Source organism: Janthinobacterium sp. 13 (genome assembly GCF_002749695.1).
Lineage (GTDB): Bacteria > Pseudomonadota > Gammaproteobacteria > Burkholderiales > Burkholderiaceae_D > Janthinobacterium > Janthinobacterium kumbetense.
The window spans coordinates 4,474,194-4,491,487 of the sequence record NZ_PEEQ01000001.1 but is presented as its reverse complement, the minus strand read 5'-3'; the positions used below and the strand labels follow the sequence as shown (position 1 = coordinate 4,491,487).

Here is a 17,294-nt window from a genome sequence, read left to right as displayed (position 1 = left end):
TCATGTTGCCGAAGATGGATGCGATCGGCATGACGCCCCTGACCCCGGTCAAGGCCACGCGCGTGGCCGACGCCGTCGCCGACCCGCGCCAGGCCGAGTTCCAGCGCTCGCTGCAGGGACTCATCGGCAAATCCATGCAGGGACAGGTGCTGGCCCGCATGGGCGACGGCAGCTTCCTCGTGCGCGTGGCCGGTACGCCGGCCCGCATGCAGCTGCCTGCCGGCGCCCAGCCCGGCACGGAAATCCCGCTGACCTTGATCGGCATCAATCCCCGCCCCTCTTTTCAAATCGGCAATAACCGCGACCAGCCCGCCAGCGCCCTGCTGACGTATGCGGACGCGGAAGCCGAACCGGACGCCGCTGAAACGCGCGCCCCCCAGCCCGGCGCCGCCCAGGCGGGTACGCGCGCCAGCAGCACGGCCGCCACCCTGCTCAGCCGCGCGCCCCTGACGCCGGCCAATCTGCTGCCGGCCCTGGCGGGCGACACGCCCGCGCCCGAGCTGAGCACTACCGCGCGCGCCATCAGCACTGTGCTCAGCCAGGCGGAAAGCGTGCCCGGCGCGCCCCTGTCCCTGGTCGGCAAGACGCCGCTGATGACCACGCCGGGCGCAGCTCCGGCCCAGGTGGCGCAAAAACTGCAGGAGGCGGTGGGCAGCAGCGGCCTGTTCTATGAATCGCATGTGGCCGAATGGGCCGAAGGCAAGCGGCCGCTGGCGTCGCTGCTGCTGGAGCCGCAGATGCAGAAAGCCCCGCAAGGCGAGGCGGCCAGGACGGGGACCGACCTTGCCTCGGCGCAACTGATCAATTTGCAGCTGCATACGCACGAACAGGCGCGCGTGCAATGGCAGGGCGAAGCGTGGCCCGGCCAGAAGATGCAGTGGGATATCAGCAAGGATGCGCCGGAAGGACAGCAGCACGATGGGCGCGACGGCGACGAGGAAGCGACGGCCTGGCGCAGCAACGTGCGCTTCCAGTTTCCCCTGCTGGGCGACCTGGCCGCGCACGTGGTCTTGCAGGGCGGCCGCGTGGCCATCCAGCTGCAAGCGGGCAGCGAAGGCAGCGCCGACACCTTGCGCCAGCATGCGGCGGCGCTGGAAGCGTCGCTAGCCGCGGCCGGCTGGCCATTGACGTCGCTGACGATCGCCTGCAAGCCGGACGCCGCCGGGCCAGCGGAAGCGGACGATGCTTGACGACACCAAGCGCAAGGTGCCGCAGACGGCCGTCGCGCTGGCCTACCAGAGCGGCGCGCCCGCCCCCAAGGTGGTGGCCAAGGGCAGCGGCCTGATCGCGGACCAGATCATCAGCACGGCGCGCGAACATGGCGTCTTCGTGCATGAATCGAAGGAATTGGTGGCGTTGCTGATGGATGTCGACCTGGACCGCCAGATTCCGCCCGGCCTGTATCGGGCGATTGCGGAACTGCTGGCCTGGTTATATCATATTGAATCTGCGAATGGCGGGCCCATCCCGCCGCCGCCCGACACCAGCATCAACCTCACCGATACATAGACAGGCATCAATGCAAGCACATATTATGGATTCCGGCCTCGAAAACTGGCATGATTTTGAAGTGGAATCGCGGCGGGAAATCATCGCCTTGCTGCGCAGCATAGGCGAAAAGAACCAGCTGATCCGCATGCTGATCCACGGTGAATCCGATGTGTGCGTCACGTCCATCCTGGAAGTCGATGCCGACCACGATAGCGTCATCCTCGACCGTTCCGTGAACGCCGACCAGAACCGGCGCATGGTGGCCGCCAAGGGCATTTCGTTTGAAACCTCGCTCGACAAGATCCGCATCCTGTTTGCCAGCGCCCTGGTGGAAGAGTGCAATTACGGCGGCACGCCCGCCTTGAAAATTGCCATTCCAGAAACACTGATCCGCTTGCAGCGGCGCGAGTATTACCGCATGACTACGCCCGTGAGCAATCCCGTGCGCGTGGCGATTCCCCTGCCGCCCTCGCTGGGCGGCGCCGACACCCTGTTCCCGCTGGCCGACATCAGCTGCGGCGGCATCGCCATCCTCGACAATAAACTGATGCTGGGCGAAACCATCGGCCGGGACTATCCCGGCTGCCGCATCGACTTGCCCGACGTCGGCATCGTCACCGCAACTTTGCAAATTCGCAACTCGCTGGACATGACCTTGCTGAACAATAAGCTGAACCGCCGACTCGGCTGCCAGTTCGTCGACCTGCCGCGCAGCATGCTGGCGCACGTGCAGCGCTATATCACGCGCCTCGAACGAGAACGGAATGCGCGCATGGCTGGGCTGGGCTGATAACCCAAAACGAAAGCTGGGGTCAAACCCGCCGGGGGAATGCGTCCCAATGGGATGCATTCCAATTCCTTGGGAACTAACCCCGGAATCTGCCGTTGGGATAGCTAAAACTCAAACTTGCATGTTCATGATCTCATGATATGCAGAAACTAATTTATTCCGCACCTGCACCGTCGCCTGGAATTCGATGCTCGACTTTTGCATCGACACCATCACGTCCGACAGGCTGACCTTTTCATCGCCCATGGTAAAGCGCTGGCCCAGCGCGGACGAGGCTTTTTGCGCGCCGCTCACGGAGTCGAGCGCGCTCTTGAAGGCATCGGCGAAATTCACCTTCGCCGCCGGCATCTCGGTCTGGATCGCCGGTATTTTCGCCTCCGGCCGCGTGGCCGCCGACTTCAGTTGCGCGATCATCGCCTCGATCCTGCTGCTATCGATACCGCCTGTTTTCACTTTGCCTCCCGATTCTGGTGTGCTTCGTAACTGTTCCATGCCTGTTGCACCCAGAGAACAAAACCCTGGCTTGCAAGGCAACGACGGGTACAATAACTTCCGTCACATGTTGCCAGGGTTCCACAATACCAGCGCCAACGCCAGCCGCTCGGCCGAGCAGGCGGCAAAAGCGCCTTCTATTTGGACGATTGAAGCACGTGACAGTGGCGGATAATTCTGCATATCGCCCAATCCTCCCGAGGAAGCGGCCCCCACGCACCACCCAATACACGTAAATACACCGCCCTGGAAGGCAATCATGGCTGTAGCCGAAGAAATCGATGTGAACCGCATACCGCCGGAACCGGCGCCTGCCCGCTCGCCCGTGGAGTCCGTACAAGCGTTCGCCAAGACGCCGATGGGCAAGAATTTCCTGCGCGGCCTGGGCGTGGCGGCACTGGTCGCCATCGGCGTGGCCCTGTACATGTGGAACCAGCCGCCCGAATACAAGGTCCTGTTTTCCAACTACACGGACCGCGACGGCGGCGCCATCACCGCATCGCTGGACCAGCTGGGCATCAAGCACAAGTTTTCCGAAGGCGGCGGCGCCATTCTCGTGCCATCCGAGCAAGTCCACGACGCGCGCCTGAAACTGGCCGCGCAAGGCTTGCCGAAGGGCGGCAACGTGGGTTTCGAGCTGATGGAAAACCAGAAGCTGGGCGTCTCGCAATTCCTGGAACAGGTCAATTTCCAGCGCGCACTGGAAGGCGAACTGGCGAAATCGATCGAATCGGTGTCCGCCGTCGATACGGCGCGCGTCCACCTGGCCCTGCCCAAACCATCCGTCTTCGTGCGCGAACAGCAAAAACCGACGGCTTCCGTGCTGCTGAACCTGCACCCGGGCCGCGGCCTGGACCAGCTGCAGGTGAGCGCCATCGTGCACCTGGTGGCGTCCAGCGTACCGGAATTGCTGCCAATCAATGTCACCGTGGTCGACCAGGCCGGCACCCTGCTGTCGAACCAGGAAAAGGACAAGGACCGTGCCAACGGCATCAAGAGCCTGGACCCGAACCAGCTGAAGTACGTGCAGCAATTGCAGCAAAGCGTGATCAAGCAGGTCGAGTCGATCCTGCTGCCCATCGTCGGCGATGGCAATGTGCGCGCCGAAGCGACGGCCGATGTTGATTTTTCGCAAAGCGAGCAGGCAGCCGAAACCTACAAGCCGAATTCCCCGCCGGAAGCGTCCACCATCCGCAGCCAGCAGACGAGCGAATCGACGGGCGCCGGCAATGCCAACCCGTCCGGCGTGCCGGGCGCCCTGTCGAACCAGCCGCCAGGCGTGGCCACGGCGCCATTGACGGCCGAGGCGCCGGGCGCCCCGGGCGGCGCGCCCACGGCGCCGACACAGAAGGAATCGACGACGAATTATGAAGTCGACAAGACCGTGCGCTACGAACAGAAATCCATGGGCGGCCTGCGCCGCCTGTCGGTGGCCGTCGTCGTCAACTACCGCCGCAGCTTCGACAAGGATGGCAAGGTCACGGTCAAGCCGATTTCCCCTGCCGAAATGATCCAGATCAATAACCTGGTCAAGGAAGCGATGGGCTACAACAAGGAACGCGGCGATAGTTTCAGCGTGGCCAACTCGCCCTTCGACGGCATCGACCGCGCGCCGGAAGGCAAGCTGGAGTGGTGGCGCGACCCGGCCAACTTGCCGCTGGCCAAGGAACTGGCGAAATTCCTCATCACGGCCCTGATCCTGCTGTATATCTTCATCAAGATCGTGCGCCCGATGCTGCGCCCGGTCATGCGCAAGATCGACGATTTCGGCGCCCCGCCGCCCGTCATCGAGCCGGAACTGAGCAAGGACGGCGAAGAAAACGAAGTCCTGCTCAGCGAAGCGGAGCTGGAAGAACTGGAAGAAGATACGGCCCGCGGTTATCGCGAAAACCTGGCGATGGCCCGGAAACTGGCGCAGGAAGACCCGCGCGTCGTGGCCAACGTAATCAAAGCATGGATAGGCAATAATGACTGAGACAACGGGACTGCAAAAAGCATCGATCCTGATGCTGGCACTGGGCGAGAGCGAAGCGGCCGAGGTCATGAAATTCCTCGGGCCGCGCGAAGTGCTGAAACTGGGCGCTGCCATGGCCACCATGAAGGGCATCGCGCACGACCAGGTGGTCGAGGTGCTCGACGACTTCCGCGCGCAGACGGAACTCAATTCCACCGTCGGCCTCGATTCGGACGAATACATCCGCCAGGTGCTGACCAAGGCGCTGGGCGACGACAAGGCATCCGTGCTGCTGTCGCGCATCCTGGGCGGCAAGGACGCGTCCGGCATCGAATCGCTGAAGTGGATGGACTCGCAATCCGTGTCCGAGCTGATCCGCAACGAACACCCGCAGATCATCGCCACCATCCTCGTCCACCTGGAACGCGACCAGGCCTGCGAAATCCTCGGTCATTTCACGGACCGCCTGCGCAACGACGTGGTCTTGCGCATCGCCACCCTGGACGGCGTGCAGCCGGCCGCCTTGCGCGAACTCAACGACGTGCTGACGAAACTGCTGTCCGGTAACGAAAACATCAAGAAATCGTCGCTGGGCGGCGTGCGCGCCGCGGCCGAGATCCTGAACTTCATGAGCGGCGAGCAAGAAGGCTCCGTCATGGACAATATCAAGAATTACGACAATGATATGGCGCAAAAGATCATGGACGAAATGTTCGTGTTCGACAACGTGATCGATATCGACGACCGCGGCATCCAGCTGCTGCTGCGCGAAGTGCAGTCGGAAATGCTGATCATCGCCCTGAAAGGCGCCTCGCAAGAGCTGCGCGACAAGATCTTCAAGAACATGTCGCAGCGCGCCGGCGAGATGATGCGCGAAGACCTGGAGTCGAAAGGCCCCGTGCGCCTGTCGGAAGTGGAATCGCAGCAGAAACAGATCCTGCAGATCGTGCGCCGCCTGGCGGACGAGGGGCAGATTGTCTTAGGCGGAAAAGGCGAGGATTCGTTTGTCTAGTTTAATTCCCAAAGAGCAGCAAACCGCGTACCAGCGCTGGGAAATGACCTCGTTTGGCGACGAGCGTCCCAGCGTGGTGGCGGCGCGCAAGCTGCTGGAACCGGACCCCGAGCCCGAGATCGATCCGGAAGCCGATCCCTACGGCGAGCTGCACCAGGAAGAACTGGCCCCGCCGCTGGAATACCCGACGCAGGAAGAACTCGACGCCATCCGCGAGGAAGCGCGCGCCACGGCCTTCGACGAAGGCCGCGCGGCCGGCTATGCGGAAGGCCATGCGGCCGGGCATGCCGACGGCCATGCGCAATCGTATGCGGAAGGCAAGGCGGCGTCCGCCGTGGAACTGGCGCACCTGCAAACCATCGCCGTCGACTTCGGCACGGCCGTGCACCAGGCCGACGAGCTGATCGCCAATGACGTGATGGAACTGGCCTTGCAGCTGGCCAAGGGCATGCTGAAGACGGCCCTGCCCGTGCGCCCCGAGCTGATGCTGCCGATGGTGCGCGAAGCCATCGAATACTTGCCTGTACTACAACAACCAGCCTTGCTGATGCTCAACCCGGACGATGCGCAAGTGGTGCGCGACGGCATCGGCGATGAGCTCGACAAGGGCGGCTGGCGCGTCATCGAAGACCCGTCCGTGGAACGTGGCGGTTGCAAGATCGACACGGCCAGCAACCAGATCGATGCGCAAACGTCCACCCGCTGGCACCGCCTGACGCATGCGCTGGGCAAAGACCTGGACTGGCTGGCGCCGTGAGCGAGCCCGTCAAAGGCCCTGCTGCCCATGCGGCGCGCTGGCGCGCCTACCTGAGCGACTGTACGGCCGTGGTCGGCTTTGTCGAACCGATGCAGATTTCAGGCCGCGTCACGCGCGTGGCCGGCCTGGTGATGGAAGCCGTGGGCCTGCGCCTGGCCGTCGGCGCCGCCTGCACCGTGCCGCTGCCGAATGGCGGCCGGGTCGAGGCGGAAGTGGTCGGCTTTGAAGGCGAACGCCTGTTTTTGATGCCGCAAAGCGACGTCGAAGGCATCGTGCCCGGCACGCGCGTGTTTTCCGTCGAACCGGCCATTCCCCGTCCCGGCAGCGTGGCGCACCCGCGCCGCCGCCCCAGCGACCGCGCGCGCCACCTGCCCGTGGGTCCGCAACTGCTGGGCCGCGTGCTCGACGGCGCGGGCCGCCCGCTCGACCAGCTGGGCCCGCTGCACACGACGGACAGCGCCCCCATCAATGTACGCCCCGCCAATCCCCTGGGCCGCGCGCCCATCGTCGACACGCTCGACGTGGGCGTGCGCTCGATCAACGCCATGCTGACCGTGGGCCGTGGCCAGCGCATGGGCCTGTTCGCCGGTTCCGGCGTGGGCAAGAGCGTGCTGCTGGGCATGATGGCCCGCTACACGGAGGCGGACGTGATCGTCGTCGGCCTGATCGGCGAACGGGGACGCGAAGTAAAAGAATTCATCGAGCAGATCCTGGGCCCCGAAGGCCTGGCCCGCTCCGTCGTCGTGGCCGCGCCGGCCGACACGCCGCCGCTGATGCGCCTGCAAGGGGCCGCGTATGCGACGGCGATTGCCGAACACTTCCGCGACCAGGGGCAAAACGTGCTGCTGATCATGGATTCGCTGACCCGCTACGCCATGGCGCAGCGCGAAATCGCCCTGGCCATCGGCGAACCGCCCGCCACCAAGGGCTATCCGCCGTCCGTCTTCGCCAAGCTGCCCGTGCTGGTGGAGCGGGCCGGCAATGGCGAGGAAGGCGGCGGCTCGATCACGGCCTTCTACACCGTGCTGACCGAGGGCGACGACCAGCAGGACCCGATCGCCGACTCGGCGCGCGCGATTCTCGACGGCCATATCGTGCTGAACCGGCGCCTGGCCGAAGCGGGCCATTATCCCGCCATTGACATCGAGCAATCGATTTCGCGCGCCGCCCACTCGATTACCACGCATGAACACCAGCAGCAGGCGCGCAAGCTGAAACAGCTGTATTCGCGCTATGAACGCAGCCGCGACCTGATCAGCGTGGGCGCCTACAGCGCCGGCACCGACCCCGTGCTGGACCAGGCCATCGCCCTGCATGAAAAGATCGAGGCATTTTTGCAACAGCAAATCACGGAGCGGGTCAGCATGGACGAGAGCTTGGGGCAACTTACCGCTCTATTCGACTGATTAGGGCTTGCATAGCGGGAATATAATCAGCCATGGCTTCTCCTTCCCAACTTGCAACCCTGATCGACCTTGCCCAGCGCGAAACGGACGACTGCGCCAAGCGCCTGGGCGCGGCCCTGAAAGCGCTCGACGATTGCCGCCAGAAGCTCGACATGCTGTCCGGCTACCGCGACGACTACGCCAAGCGCTTCGAGACAAGCATGAGCAGCGGCATTACGCCCATGGCTTACCGCAACTTCCAGGCCTTCATGGTCAAGCTTGACAGCGCCATCCTGGGCCAGCAGCAGGTAGTCGAGCATGCGCAGGCGCGCAGCGACAATGAAAAGATGCGCTGGCAGTTGGCCGAACGCAAGCGCATGTCGTACACCACCCTGAACAACCGGGCGCAGGAACAGGCGCTGAAGCTGGAAAACAAGCGCGACCAGAAAGCAATGGATGAGCACGCGGCGCGACAAGCCTATTACAAACGCTAAGCAACACTGAGGCAGCATCATGCAAACCCAGCCAACACCGATTTCCCAGATTATCTCGCCGAACGCCACGCCGGGCGCCGCCAACCGCAGCCAGCCGACCACCAGCGGCACGGCGGGCGACTTCCAGCGCACCCTGAACCGCCAGATCGAGCAACGCCAGGCCAGCCGCAATATGGCGCAGGCGCAAGTACAAGCGCCGGCGCCGGCGGCCCGTCCTGCCAGCCCTGCGGCCACGCAGGCGCCGGCCCAGGCGCCAGCGAGCGAAGCGAAACCGGCGCCAACGGGTACCGAACAGGTGGCCAGCAGCGAACAGCCGCCAGCGCAGTCCAGCGAGGCGGCCGCGCCCGCCACCGACGACAACGCCAGCGCCAGCACCCCGGCCGAGGCCAGCGTACCCGCCGCCCCCGCTACCGCGACAGTCGCGCCGCCAGCCGATCCGGCCGCCGAGATGCTGGCCCTGGTAGGCAGCATCCAGCTGGCCATCCAGCCGCCCGCGGCAGCAGCCAAGGCCGTGCCGGAACTGCCCGCGCGCGCCAGCGTCAAGGCCGACGGCAAGAACCCGGCCACAGGGCCCTTGCTGGCAGCGGGCCAGGGCAGCGGCAAGGCCGCCGCCACCGCCGTCGCGCAAGCCGACGGCGGCGACTTTGCCGACAGCCTGGGCCAGGCCCAGGGCAAGACAGCCGCCGCACCGGGCGCCAGCGTGCCAACCGGCAAGGCCGAGCCTGGCAAGCTGGCCATCGACGCCCAGCTGGCTGCCACCGCCAAGGCGGGCGCCGCCGTGGCCGAACCGATTCTCAAGGAAACACCTGCCGACCTGAGCCGCCTGGCGGCCCAGTTGCAGCCGGGCGCGCTGCAGCAGGCGGCGGCCGCCGTGGCCGTGCCGGCCGACAAGCTGACGGGCCGGGTCGGCACGCCGGCCTGGGACCAGCAGCTGGGACAGAAAGTCGTGTGGATGGCGGCCGGCGGCGACCAGAGCGCCACCCTGACCTTGAATCCGCCCGACCTGGGACCTGTGCAAGTGGTACTGACAGTCACCAATGACCAGGCCGATGCCGCCTTCATGTCAGCCCAGCCGGAAGTACGCCAGGCGCTGGAAGCGGCCATGCCGCGCCTGCGCGAGATGATGAGCGAAGCGGGCATTGCCTTTGGCAGCGCCACCGTCTCGGCCGGCACGCCGGAACAGCAGGGCCAGGGTAACCGGGAAGCATCCGGCGGACGCCGTGGCAATGGCCAGGGCGGCGGCGTAGCGGGTGGCGAGATCGCCATCGCGCCGGCGGCAGGCGGGCGCAGCCGGCCCAGCCTGAGTGCCGTGGATACCTTTGCCTGAGGACAATTCGTCGTCCGTCAGCCGCTGGCGCGCCCCCTGACGTAACTTTTCGTCTAAAAACAGCGAGTTGAGGGCGCTTCCGCCCTCTTTTCACTGCATCCTTCTGCGCAGAATTTGCCGATAATGACATAATGGCGTCGTGATCCACTTCCATGCACTCGAGTACCATTGAAAGCAAATCCAAAAATGAAAGCAGATCCGAAAGCAGATGCAGGCCTGGCTCCCGCCGGCGCCTCGAAAAAGAAGCTTCTGATCATCGTGCTGGCCTCGGTGCTGGTGGCTGGCAGTATCGGTGGCGGTGCCGCCTGGTATTTCCTGCATGGCAAGGCCGATAAAGAAGAATCGGCGCCCAGCAAGAAAAAACATGCCGCTTCCAAGGCAGGTCCGCCCGTCTTCGTGCCCATCGATGCCTTCACCGTCAACTTGCAGCCGGAAAATGGCGAGCAATACCTGCAAATCGCGTTTACCTTGCAGGCCAGCAGCCCGGAAGAAATGGACTTGATCAAGGTCAACATGCCGAAAGTGCGCAGCCGTTTATTGCTGCTGCTGTCCGGCAAGAAGGCGTCCGAACTCAATACCGTGGAAGGCAAGCAGCAACTGGCGGCCGAAATCATCAATCAGGTGAACCAGCCGTTCGAGGACAAAGGGCCGGAGCAGGACGTGACGGACGTATTATTTACCGCATTCATCATTCAATAAGCAGCCATGGCCGATAATTTCCTCTCCCAGGAAGAAGTCGATGCCCTTCTGAAGGGCGTCAACGGAGACCAGGACGACGCGCAGGCGCCGGAAGATGTCACGGGAGTTCGTACCTACAACCTGGCAACCCAGGAGCGCATCGTGCGCGGCCGGATGCCAACGTTGGAAATTATCAACGAGCGTTTCGCCCGGCTGCTGCGCGTGGGCCTGTTCAACTTCCTGCGCCGCAGCGCCGAAGTGTCGGTCGGTTCCGTGCGCGTGTCGAAATACAGCGAGTTCATCCGTAACCTGGTGGTGCCGACCAACCTGAATTTGGTGCACATGAAGCCGCTGCGCGGCACGGCCCTGATGGTCTTCGATCCGGGCCTCGTGTTCTTGCTGGTCGACAACCTGTTCGGCGGCGACGGACGTTTCCATACGCGCGTCGAAGGACGCGACTTTACGCAGACGGAGCAGCGCATCATCCTGCGCATCCTCGACATCGTCTTCGAGGCCTACACCAAGTCGTGGGAGCCGGTCTTCCCCGTCGAGTTCGAATATATCCGTTCAGAAATGAACACGCAGTTCGCCAACATCGCCACGCCGAACGAGGTGGTGGTGGCGTCCACGTTTACGGTGGAATTGGGCTCCGTTTCCGGACAAATCCACTTCTGCATGCCGTATTCGATGATCGAGCCGATCCGTGATTCGCTGACCTCCAGCCTGCAGGGCGAGGCGCTGGAAGTGGACAAGCGCTGGATCCGCCTGATGACGCAGCAGATCCAGATCGCCGAAGTCGAGCTGGTCGCTTCGCTGGGTACGGCGCGCGTGTCGTTCGATGAAATCCTGAACATGAAGGTGGGCGACATCATCCCGCTGAATATTCCCGAACTGATCGCCGCCACCGTCGACGGCGTGCCCGTGATGGATTGCACGTACGGCGTATTGAACGGACAATATGCATTGAAGGTGGAGAAACTCCTCGCCAATGCCGATAACATGAACAACCATTAAGAAATATACGGGTCGCGCTGCGGCCCGCATCTGTACAACAGGAGAAACACATGTCTGACAACCAAGACGACCAAAGCGCGGAAGACGATTGGGGCGCGGCCATTGCCGAGCAGGCCAAGGCGGAAGCGGAAGCGCTGCAAAACCAGGCCGCCAATACGGCCAGCGCGGCCAGCGCCGCCGTGTTCAAGGACTTTTCCAAGCAGGCATCGAAGTCGGAAACGCACAACGATATCGATTTCATCCTCGATATCCCCGTGCAGCTGACGGTCGAACTGGGCCGCACCAAGATCGCCATCAAGAACCTGCTGCAACTGGCGCAGGGTTCCGTGGTCGAGCTCGACGGCCTGGCCGGCGAACCGATGGACGTGCTGGTGAACGGCTGCCTGATCGCCCAGGGCGAAGTGGTGGTGGTGAATGACAAGTTCGGCATCCGCCTGACGGACATCATCACGCCTTCCGAACGCATCCGAAAATTGAATAAATGAAGCCTGGCCTGTTGATTTCCACTGTGCTGCCGCTCCTGGCGGCATGCAGCATCGCGCACGCCGAACCGGCATCGGCGCCGGCGGCCAGCGAGGCACCGCCAGCCGCCACGGCGCCGGCCGCCTCGGCTGCAACGGCGGTGCCGGCTTCCGCGCCGGCCGCCGCCCTGCCCGCCATGCCGCCCGGCGCACCGATGACGATGGCGCCGACCAGCTCGGCCGGCAGCTTGCTGCAAACCATCTTCGCACTCGTGTTCGTGCTGGCCCTCCTGATCGGCCTGGCCTGGTTCATGAAGCGCTATGGCCCCAAGGTCATGGGCGGCAACAGCAAGATGCGCGTCGTCAGCTCGCTCAACCTGGGCGGACGCGAACGCATCGTCCTCGTCGAAGTGGCCGACCAGTGGATCGTCGTCGGCGCCTCGCCCGGCAGGATCAACGCGCTGGCCACCATGCCGCGCCAGGAAGGCGACTTGCCGCAACTGGCCACGGCGCAAAACGGCCCCGCGGCCGCCAATTTTTCCGAGTGGCTGAAACAGACCATCGAAAAACGCAATGGGAAATAAGCAGCAGATGGCGTGGTCCACCTTCAAGACTCCCCTGACCTGGCTGCTGGCGGCCGCCGCCCTGGCCTTGCCGCTGTGGGCAATGGCCCAGCCGGGCATCCCGGCCTTCAACAGCACGCCGGCGCCGGGCGGAGGCCAGAATTACTCGTTGCCGGTGCAGACGCTCATCCTGATGACGTCGCTCACCTTCCTGCCGGCGGCCCTCCTGATGATGACCTGCTTTACGCGCATCATCATCGTGCTGTCCCTGCTGCGCCAGGCCATCGGCACGCAATCGGCGCCGCCGAACCAGGTGCTGGTGGGGCTGGCCCTGTTCCTGACCCTGTTCGTCATGGGACCCGTGTTCGACAAGATTTATACGGATGCCTATCTTCCTTACCAGGAAAACAAGATCACCATGCAGCAGGCGATGGACAAGGGCGTCGATCCCCTGAAAACCTTCATGCTCAAGCAGACGCGCCAGGCCGACCTGGCCCTGTTTGCCAAGATGTCGCGCTCGCCGGCCCTGCAAGGTCCGGAAGACGTGCCGCTGCGCATCCTCGTGCCCGCCTTCGTCACCAGCGAACTGAAGACGGCGTTCCAGATCGGCTTTGCCATCTTCATCCCGTTCCTGATCATCGACATGGTGGTCGCCAGCGTGCTGATGTCGATGGGGATGATGATGATGTCGCCGGCAACGATCTCGCTGCCGTTCAAGCTGATGCTGTTCGTGCTGGTCGATGGCTGGCAGTTGCTGCTGGGCTCGCTGTCACAGAGTTTTTACTAGGGGAAATACGATGACACCCGAAAGCGTCATGACCCTGGGCCGCCATGCGATGGAAATCACCCTCATGGTGGCCGCGCCCATGCTGCTCGTCGCCCTCATCATCGGCTTGATCGTGAGTATTTTCCAGGCGGCAACGCAGATCAACGAGGCGACCCTGTCCTTCATCCCCAAGCTGGTCGGCATTTTCGTCGCCCTCGTCGTGGCGGGCCCCTGGATGCTGTCCGTCATGCTCGACTACATGCGCCAGGTCTTCACGGGCATCCCGAACCTGGTGGGCTAGTGCCGCGCTTGTTGCCATGCTGACCCTGTCCAGCATCGAACTCAATACCTGGATCGCAGCACTGCTGTGGCCGCTTAGCCGCATCCTCGGCCTGATCGCGGCCGCCCCCCTGTTCGGCAACGCGGCCGTGCCGGCCACCGTGAAGGTGAGCCTGGGCGCCCTGCTGGCCATGATCATCGCCCCCACCGTGCCGGCCTTGCCGGCCGTCAACCCGATGTCCTTGCCCGGTTTATTGATCCTCACGCAAGAGATGCTGGTGGGCCTGGCCATGGGCTTTTCCATCCGCATCGTGTTTTCCGCCATCGAAATGGCAGGCGAAATCAGCAGTCTCACCATGGGCCTGGGCTTCGCCTCGTTCTTCGATCCGCAAACCAAGGGCAGGTCCTCCGCCATCAGCCAGTTCCTCGTCATGCTGGCCACCTTGATGTTTTTGACCGTCAACGGCCACCTGGTCTTGCTGGCGGCCCTGGCGGAAAGCTTCGTCAGCCTGCCGATTTCATCAAGCCCCATCAGCGGCGGCGGCTTCCAGCAATTGGCGGCGTGGGGTGGGGAAATTTTCCGTTCCGGCCTGCAAATTTCGCTGCCCATCATCGCCGCCCTGCTGCTGACCAACGTGGCCCTGGGCATCTTGACGCGAGCCGCGCCGCAGCTGAACATTTTCGGTATCGGTTTTCCCGTCACCCTGGGCGTGGGCTTGCTGGTGATCAGCATGGTCCTGCCCTACCTGGCCACGCCCTTCCAGAACATGTTCCTGCGCGGCATAGAAACGGCGCGCCTGCTGCCGCGCGGCTTCGCCACGCGCGACCGGCCGCCGCCGCCCGCGCCAGCGAATCCCCTGCGCCCGGCAGCGCCTGCACCGGCACCGCTGCCGCCCGCGCGCTGATCAGGGCTGCCAGCCCAGCGCGTGGCGCAGCAACAGCGCGGACAGCACGAACATGGTGATGCCAATCAAGCCATCGAGCACTTGCCAGGCCCGCGGCCGCGCAAACCACGGCGCCAGCCAGCGCGCGCCATATCCCAGCGCCGCAAACCACAGCAGGCTGGCCGCGCTCGCGCCAACAATAAACCAGCCGCGCAGCGCGCCCGGCTGCTGGGCGCCAATACTTCCCACCAGCAATACCGTATCCAGATACACATGCGGGTTGAGCAAGGTAAAGGCCGCCGCCTGAGCCAGGATGGCCGCCAGGCCCAGTCCCGCGCCCCCCTCGGCGGCGCGCAACTGCTGCGGCCGGCGGGCGCGCCTCAGGGCTTGCCAACCGTAGACGGCCAGGAAGACGGCGCCGCCCAGCGCCAGCGCGCTGGCCAGCAAGGGTCGCTGCCCCAGCGCACTGGCCATGCCCAGGACGCCGGCGGCAATCAGCGCCGCGTCGGCCAGCGCGCAAAACAGCACGATGGCACCCACGTGTTCGCGGCGCAAGCCTTGCCGCAAGACAAAGGCATTTTGCGAGCCGATGGCAACGATGAGGCCCAGGCCCAGGGTCAAGCCCTGGAAAAAGACGGGAAAAAACAGTGGTGTGGTGGCGGTCGAGAGTGTCATGCGGCGATCTTGCCAGCCGGAAGGAATGAAGGCAAACTACCTTTTCTACAGCCAGTTAAGGAAAACTTCATCCATGCTCGATTATGCCGCCCTCGCTGCCTTGGCCGCCGTCATCCGCGAAGGCAGTTTCGAGCGCGCGGCGCGCGCCTTGCACGTGACGCCATCGGCCATTTCGCAGCGCATCCGCCTGCTGGAAGAGCGCGTCGGCTGCGCGCTGGTGATACGCGACCAGCCCTGCCGCGCCACAGAAACGGGCCGGCGCTTGTGCCAGCACGTGGACCAGGTGCAGCTGCTGGAACAGGATCTGCAGGGGACCTTGCCGGCGCTGGCAGCGCAGGGGCAGTCGCGCGCCAGCGTACCCATCGCCGTGAACGCCGACAGCCTGGCCACCTGGCTGGCGCCCGCCATCGCCGCCTTTGCGGCCGGGCACCCGGTGCTGCTGCAAGTGGCCGTCGACGACCAGGACCATACGGCCGAATGGCTGCGCAGCGGCGCCGTGCTGGCGGCAGTCAGCGCCACGGCCCGGCCCGCATCGGGCTGCAACAGCCGCCCGCTGGGCGCCATGCGCTACCTGGCGGCCGCCAGTCCCGCCTTCCTGCAGCGCTATTTTGCCAACGGCGTGGGCGCCGCCAGCCTGGCGCTGGCACCCAGCCTCGTCTTCAATACCAAGGATGAGCTGCAGGCGCGCTGGGTGCGGCGCCTGTGCCACCGGCACGTGGAATTGCCGCGCCATGCCCTGCCCTCGTCGCACGCCTTCGTCACGGCCGCCCTGGCGGGAATGGGCTGGGGCTTGCACCCGCAGGCGCTGATCCAGCCCCATCTCGACAATGGCAGCCTGGTCGAACTGCTGCCCGGTACGCCACTGGATGTGCCGCTGCACTGGCATACGGCGCGCGCCGCTTCCGGCTTGCTCGACGGCTTGAGCGGCGCCATCCTGGCGGCCGCCCGCTCGGGCCTGCTGCCGCCCTGATTGGCCGCCTCAGGGCTGGTCGCTGCTGAGCGCGAAGCGCCAGCGCCGCAAGTCGACATTCAGGCGCAACTGGTGATGCTTGACCAGGTAGCGCACGCCGACGAGGGCCGCCGCCAGGCCCGACAGGGCGGCTATGCCCAGCGCCCAGCGCGGGCCGAAGGTGTCGGCCACCCAGCCCACGATGGGCGCGCCCAGCGGCGTGCCGCCCGCCGAGATGGCCAGCACGATGGCCATGACCCGGCCCCGCATGGCGGGCGCCGTCGACAGTTGCACGCTGCTGTTGACGCTGGTGGTAAAGGTTTGCGCGGCGATGCCGATGACTACCAGCATCATGCCGAACAGCCAATAATTGGGCATCACGGCGGCCAGCGCGCATGCCAGGCCGAACAGCGCAGCCGCCCCCAGCAGCAAGGCCAGCGTGGGCTGGCCGCGCCCGGCCGCCAGCAGGGCGCCGGCCACGGAGCCGCAAGCCATCACGGAACTGAGCACGCCATACTGGCCGGCGCCCGCATGGAAGGCCGTCACGGACATGGTCGACAGGAAGATGGGGAAATTCAGGCCGAAGGTGCCGATCAGGAACAGCATCAGCAAAATGGCCATCAGGTCGGGCCGCTGGCGCACGTAGCGGAAGCCCTCGCCCAGGCTGGCCCGCGTAGCCTTCAGGCGTGGCGCGCGGCGCAGCAATTCCACGCGCAGCAGCAACAGCGAACCGATCACGGCGGCAAACGAGACGGCGTTGATGATGAAGACCCAGCCGCTGCCGACGCTGCTGATCAGCAAGCCGGCCACGGCCGGGCCCAGCATGCGCGCCGCATTGAACGAGGTGGAATTGAGCGCCACGGCATTCGTCAAGTCTTCCTCGCCGACGATTTCGGCCACAAACGTCTGGCGCACGGGCGAATCGAAGGCCGTCACGCAGCCCAGCAGGAAAGCAAACACATACACGTGCCACAGTTGCACGAGGCCGCTGATGCACAGCAAACCCAGGCCCAGCGCCAGCAAACCCATGGCCGCCTGCGTACACAACAGCAATTTCCTGCGTTCGAGCAAGTCGGCCGCCATGCCCGTCAGGGGCAGCAACAGCAGTTGCGGGCCGAATTGCAAGGCCATGACGATGCCGACGGCGCTGGCATTGTGCTGCGTCAATTCGCTCAGCACCAGCCAATCCTGCGCCGTGCGCTGCATCCAGGTGCCGATATTCGACACGAGGGCGCCGCCGGCCCAGATACGGTAATTGGGTATGCGTAGCGAACGGAATGTGTTGTTCATCTGGGCGTGCGGGCTCCTTGCCGGGGTCGTGGT

Annotated in this window: 20 protein-coding genes; 17 read left to right on the top strand and 3 right to left on the bottom strand. The window is 64.6% G+C overall.

The annotated features are described in order from the left end of the window. The first annotated feature begins 2 nt into the window (after window positions 1-2). The 3 genes from CLU94_RS19740 to CLU94_RS19730 are packed head-to-tail and all read left to right on the top strand — an operon-like array spanning window position 3 to window position 2,281. Window positions 3-1,190: a flagellar hook-length control protein FliK gene (locus tag CLU94_RS19740; protein ID WP_099666873.1), complete on the top strand. Its 1,188-nt coding sequence runs from the start codon at window positions 3-5 to the stop codon at window positions 1,188-1,190. Beyond that, window positions 1,183-1,509: an EscU/YscU/HrcU family type III secretion system export apparatus switch protein gene (locus tag CLU94_RS19735; protein WP_099666872.1), complete on the top strand. Its 327-nt coding sequence runs from the start codon at window positions 1,183-1,185 to the stop codon at window positions 1,507-1,509. The genes CLU94_RS19740 and CLU94_RS19735 overlap by 8 nt, the downstream gene beginning before the upstream one ends. Window positions 1,510-1,534: 25 nt before the next feature. Further along, window positions 1,535-2,281, top strand: a complete 747-nt coding sequence (locus tag CLU94_RS19730; RefSeq protein ID WP_099666871.1) for a flagellar brake protein — start codon at window positions 1,535-1,537, stop codon at window positions 2,279-2,281. 111 nt (window positions 2,282-2,392) lie between these two features. Here the strand turns inward: CLU94_RS19730 and fliE are convergent, their stop codons facing one another. Further along, window positions 2,393-2,695: a flagellar hook-basal body complex protein FliE gene (fliE, locus tag CLU94_RS19725; protein WP_230539976.1), complete on the bottom strand. Its 303-nt coding sequence runs from the start codon at window positions 2,693-2,695 to the stop codon at window positions 2,393-2,395. 337 nt (window positions 2,696-3,032) lie between these two features. Between fliE and fliF the strand changes: the two genes are divergently transcribed. The 13 genes from fliF (at window position 3,033) to fliR (ending at window position 14,368) form a co-directional block, all read left to right on the top strand. Next, complete coding sequence (gene fliF, locus CLU94_RS19720; RefSeq protein ID WP_099666870.1) at window positions 3,033-4,748, top strand: flagellar basal-body MS-ring/collar protein FliF; 1,716 nt, start codon at window positions 3,033-3,035, stop codon at window positions 4,746-4,748. After that, window positions 4,741-5,739, top strand: coding sequence for a flagellar motor switch protein FliG (fliG, locus tag CLU94_RS19715; protein ID WP_077407811.1), 999 nt, complete (start codon window positions 4,741-4,743; stop codon window positions 5,737-5,739). Before fliF ends, fliG begins: the two co-directional genes overlap by 8 nt. A 43-nt stretch (window positions 5,740-5,782) precedes the next feature. Further along, window positions 5,783-6,496: a flagellar assembly protein FliH gene (locus tag CLU94_RS19710; RefSeq protein ID WP_099666869.1), complete on the top strand. Its 714-nt coding sequence runs from the start codon at window positions 5,783-5,785 to the stop codon at window positions 6,494-6,496. Window positions 6,497-6,585: 89 nt separating this feature from the next. Next, the gene (gene fliI / locus CLU94_RS19705) at window positions 6,586-7,902 is read left to right on the top strand and encodes a flagellar protein export ATPase FliI (RefSeq protein ID WP_233516143.1); all 1,317 of its coding nucleotides are present in this window, start codon (window positions 6,586-6,588) and stop codon (window positions 7,900-7,902) included. Window positions 7,903-7,934: 32 nt separating this feature from the next. Continuing rightward, window positions 7,935-8,375 carry a flagellar export protein FliJ gene (gene fliJ, locus CLU94_RS19700; protein WP_077407817.1) on the top strand — a complete coding sequence of 147 codons (441 nt, stop codon included), beginning with the start codon at window positions 7,935-7,937 and terminating at the stop codon, window positions 8,373-8,375. A gap of 19 nt (window positions 8,376-8,394) precedes the next feature. Then, complete coding sequence (locus tag CLU94_RS19695; protein WP_257218878.1) at window positions 8,395-9,702, top strand: flagellar hook-length control protein FliK; 1,308 nt, start codon at window positions 8,395-8,397, stop codon at window positions 9,700-9,702. A gap of 186 nt (window positions 9,703-9,888) precedes the next feature. After that, window positions 9,889-10,401 (top strand): flagellar basal body-associated protein FliL, encoded by a 513-nt coding sequence (fliL, locus tag CLU94_RS19690; RefSeq protein WP_099666868.1) that lies wholly within the window; start codon window positions 9,889-9,891, stop codon window positions 10,399-10,401. A gap of 6 nt (window positions 10,402-10,407) precedes the next feature. Continuing rightward, on the top strand, window positions 10,408-11,394 hold the full coding sequence (gene fliM / locus CLU94_RS19685) for a flagellar motor switch protein FliM (protein ID WP_034754035.1): 987 nt from the start codon (window positions 10,408-10,410) through the stop codon (window positions 11,392-11,394). A 50-nt stretch (window positions 11,395-11,444) separates the two neighbouring features. Beyond that, window positions 11,445-11,879: a flagellar motor switch protein FliN gene (gene fliN, locus CLU94_RS19680; protein WP_034754038.1), complete on the top strand. Its 435-nt coding sequence runs from the start codon at window positions 11,445-11,447 to the stop codon at window positions 11,877-11,879. Next, window positions 11,876-12,439, top strand: a complete 564-nt coding sequence (fliO, locus tag CLU94_RS19675; protein ID WP_099666867.1) for a flagellar biosynthetic protein FliO — start codon at window positions 11,876-11,878, stop codon at window positions 12,437-12,439. The genes fliN and fliO overlap by 4 nt, the downstream gene beginning before the upstream one ends. Window positions 12,440-12,446: 7 nt before the next feature. Continuing rightward, the gene (fliP, locus tag CLU94_RS19670; RefSeq protein WP_369811507.1) at window positions 12,447-13,205 is read left to right on the top strand and encodes a flagellar type III secretion system pore protein FliP; all 759 of its coding nucleotides are present in this window, start codon (window positions 12,447-12,449) and stop codon (window positions 13,203-13,205) included. Window positions 13,206-13,215: 10 nt separating this feature from the next. Then, window positions 13,216-13,485: a flagellar biosynthesis protein FliQ gene (gene fliQ / locus CLU94_RS19665; protein WP_035821365.1), complete on the top strand. Its 270-nt coding sequence runs from the start codon at window positions 13,216-13,218 to the stop codon at window positions 13,483-13,485. A gap of 16 nt (window positions 13,486-13,501) precedes the next feature. After that, on the top strand, window positions 13,502-14,368 hold the full coding sequence (gene fliR / locus CLU94_RS19660; RefSeq protein ID WP_099666865.1) for a flagellar biosynthetic protein FliR: 867 nt from the start codon (window positions 13,502-13,504) through the stop codon (window positions 14,366-14,368). Here fliR and CLU94_RS19655 read toward each other — a convergent pair whose 3' ends face one another. Further along, window positions 14,369-15,022: a LysE/ArgO family amino acid transporter gene (locus tag CLU94_RS19655; protein ID WP_099666864.1), complete on the bottom strand. Its 654-nt coding sequence runs from the start codon at window positions 15,020-15,022 to the stop codon at window positions 14,369-14,371. 73 nt (window positions 15,023-15,095) lie between these two features. Here CLU94_RS19655 and CLU94_RS19650 point away from each other — a divergent pair, with 73 nt between their 5' ends. Further along, window positions 15,096-15,992 carry a LysR family transcriptional regulator ArgP gene (locus tag CLU94_RS19650; protein ID WP_099666863.1) on the top strand — a complete coding sequence of 299 codons (897 nt, stop codon included), beginning with the start codon at window positions 15,096-15,098 and terminating at the stop codon, window positions 15,990-15,992. Window positions 15,993-16,001: 9 nt separating this feature from the next. Here CLU94_RS19650 and CLU94_RS19645 read toward each other — a convergent pair whose 3' ends face one another. Further along, window positions 16,002-17,261, bottom strand: coding sequence for an MFS transporter (locus CLU94_RS19645; protein WP_099666862.1), 1,260 nt, complete (start codon window positions 17,259-17,261; stop codon window positions 16,002-16,004). Between the last annotated feature and the right edge of the window lie 33 nt (window positions 17,262-17,294).

Coding starts and splice junctions, on each gene's coding strand:
- fliM (WP_034754035.1), top strand. CDS start 10,408: ATGGCCGATAATTTCCTCTCCCAGGAAGAAGTCGATGCCCTTCTGAAG.
- fliO (WP_099666867.1), top strand. CDS start 11,876: ATGAAGCCTGGCCTGTTGATTTCCACTGTGCTGCCGCTCCTGGCGGCA.
- fliR (WP_099666865.1), top strand. CDS start 13,502: ATGCTGACCCTGTCCAGCATCGAACTCAATACCTGGATCGCAGCACTG.
- CLU94_RS19645 (WP_099666862.1), bottom strand. CDS start 17,261: ATGAACAACACATTCCGTTCGCTACGCATACCCAATTACCGTATCTGG.
- CLU94_RS19650 (WP_099666863.1), top strand. CDS start 15,096: ATGCTCGATTATGCCGCCCTCGCTGCCTTGGCCGCCGTCATCCGCGAA.
- CLU94_RS19695 (WP_257218878.1), top strand. CDS start 8,395: ATGCAAACCCAGCCAACACCGATTTCCCAGATTATCTCGCCGAACGCC.
- fliJ (WP_077407817.1), top strand. CDS start 7,935: ATGGCTTCTCCTTCCCAACTTGCAACCCTGATCGACCTTGCCCAGCGC.
- CLU94_RS19730 (WP_099666871.1), top strand. CDS start 1,535: ATGGATTCCGGCCTCGAAAACTGGCATGATTTTGAAGTGGAATCGCGG.
- CLU94_RS19740 (WP_099666873.1), top strand. CDS start 3: ATGTTGCCGAAGATGGATGCGATCGGCATGACGCCCCTGACCCCGGTC.
- CLU94_RS19710 (WP_099666869.1), top strand. CDS start 5,783: ATGACCTCGTTTGGCGACGAGCGTCCCAGCGTGGTGGCGGCGCGCAAG.
- CLU94_RS19735 (WP_099666872.1), top strand. CDS start 1,183: ATGCTTGACGACACCAAGCGCAAGGTGCCGCAGACGGCCGTCGCGCTG.
- fliI (WP_233516143.1), top strand. CDS start 6,586: ATGCAGATTTCAGGCCGCGTCACGCGCGTGGCCGGCCTGGTGATGGAA.
- fliN (WP_034754038.1), top strand. CDS start 11,445: ATGTCTGACAACCAAGACGACCAAAGCGCGGAAGACGATTGGGGCGCG.
- fliF (WP_099666870.1), top strand. CDS start 3,033: ATGGCTGTAGCCGAAGAAATCGATGTGAACCGCATACCGCCGGAACCG.
- fliE (WP_230539976.1), bottom strand. CDS start 2,695: ATGATCGCGCAACTGAAGTCGGCGGCCACGCGGCCGGAGGCGAAAATA.
- fliP (WP_369811507.1), top strand. CDS start 12,447: ATGGCGTGGTCCACCTTCAAGACTCCCCTGACCTGGCTGCTGGCGGCC.
- fliQ (WP_035821365.1), top strand. CDS start 13,216: ATGACACCCGAAAGCGTCATGACCCTGGGCCGCCATGCGATGGAAATC.
- fliG (WP_077407811.1), top strand. CDS start 4,741: ATGACTGAGACAACGGGACTGCAAAAAGCATCGATCCTGATGCTGGCA.
- CLU94_RS19655 (WP_099666864.1), bottom strand. CDS start 15,022: ATGACACTCTCGACCGCCACCACACCACTGTTTTTTCCCGTCTTTTTC.
- fliL (WP_099666868.1), top strand. CDS start 9,889: ATGAAAGCAGATCCGAAAGCAGATGCAGGCCTGGCTCCCGCCGGCGCC.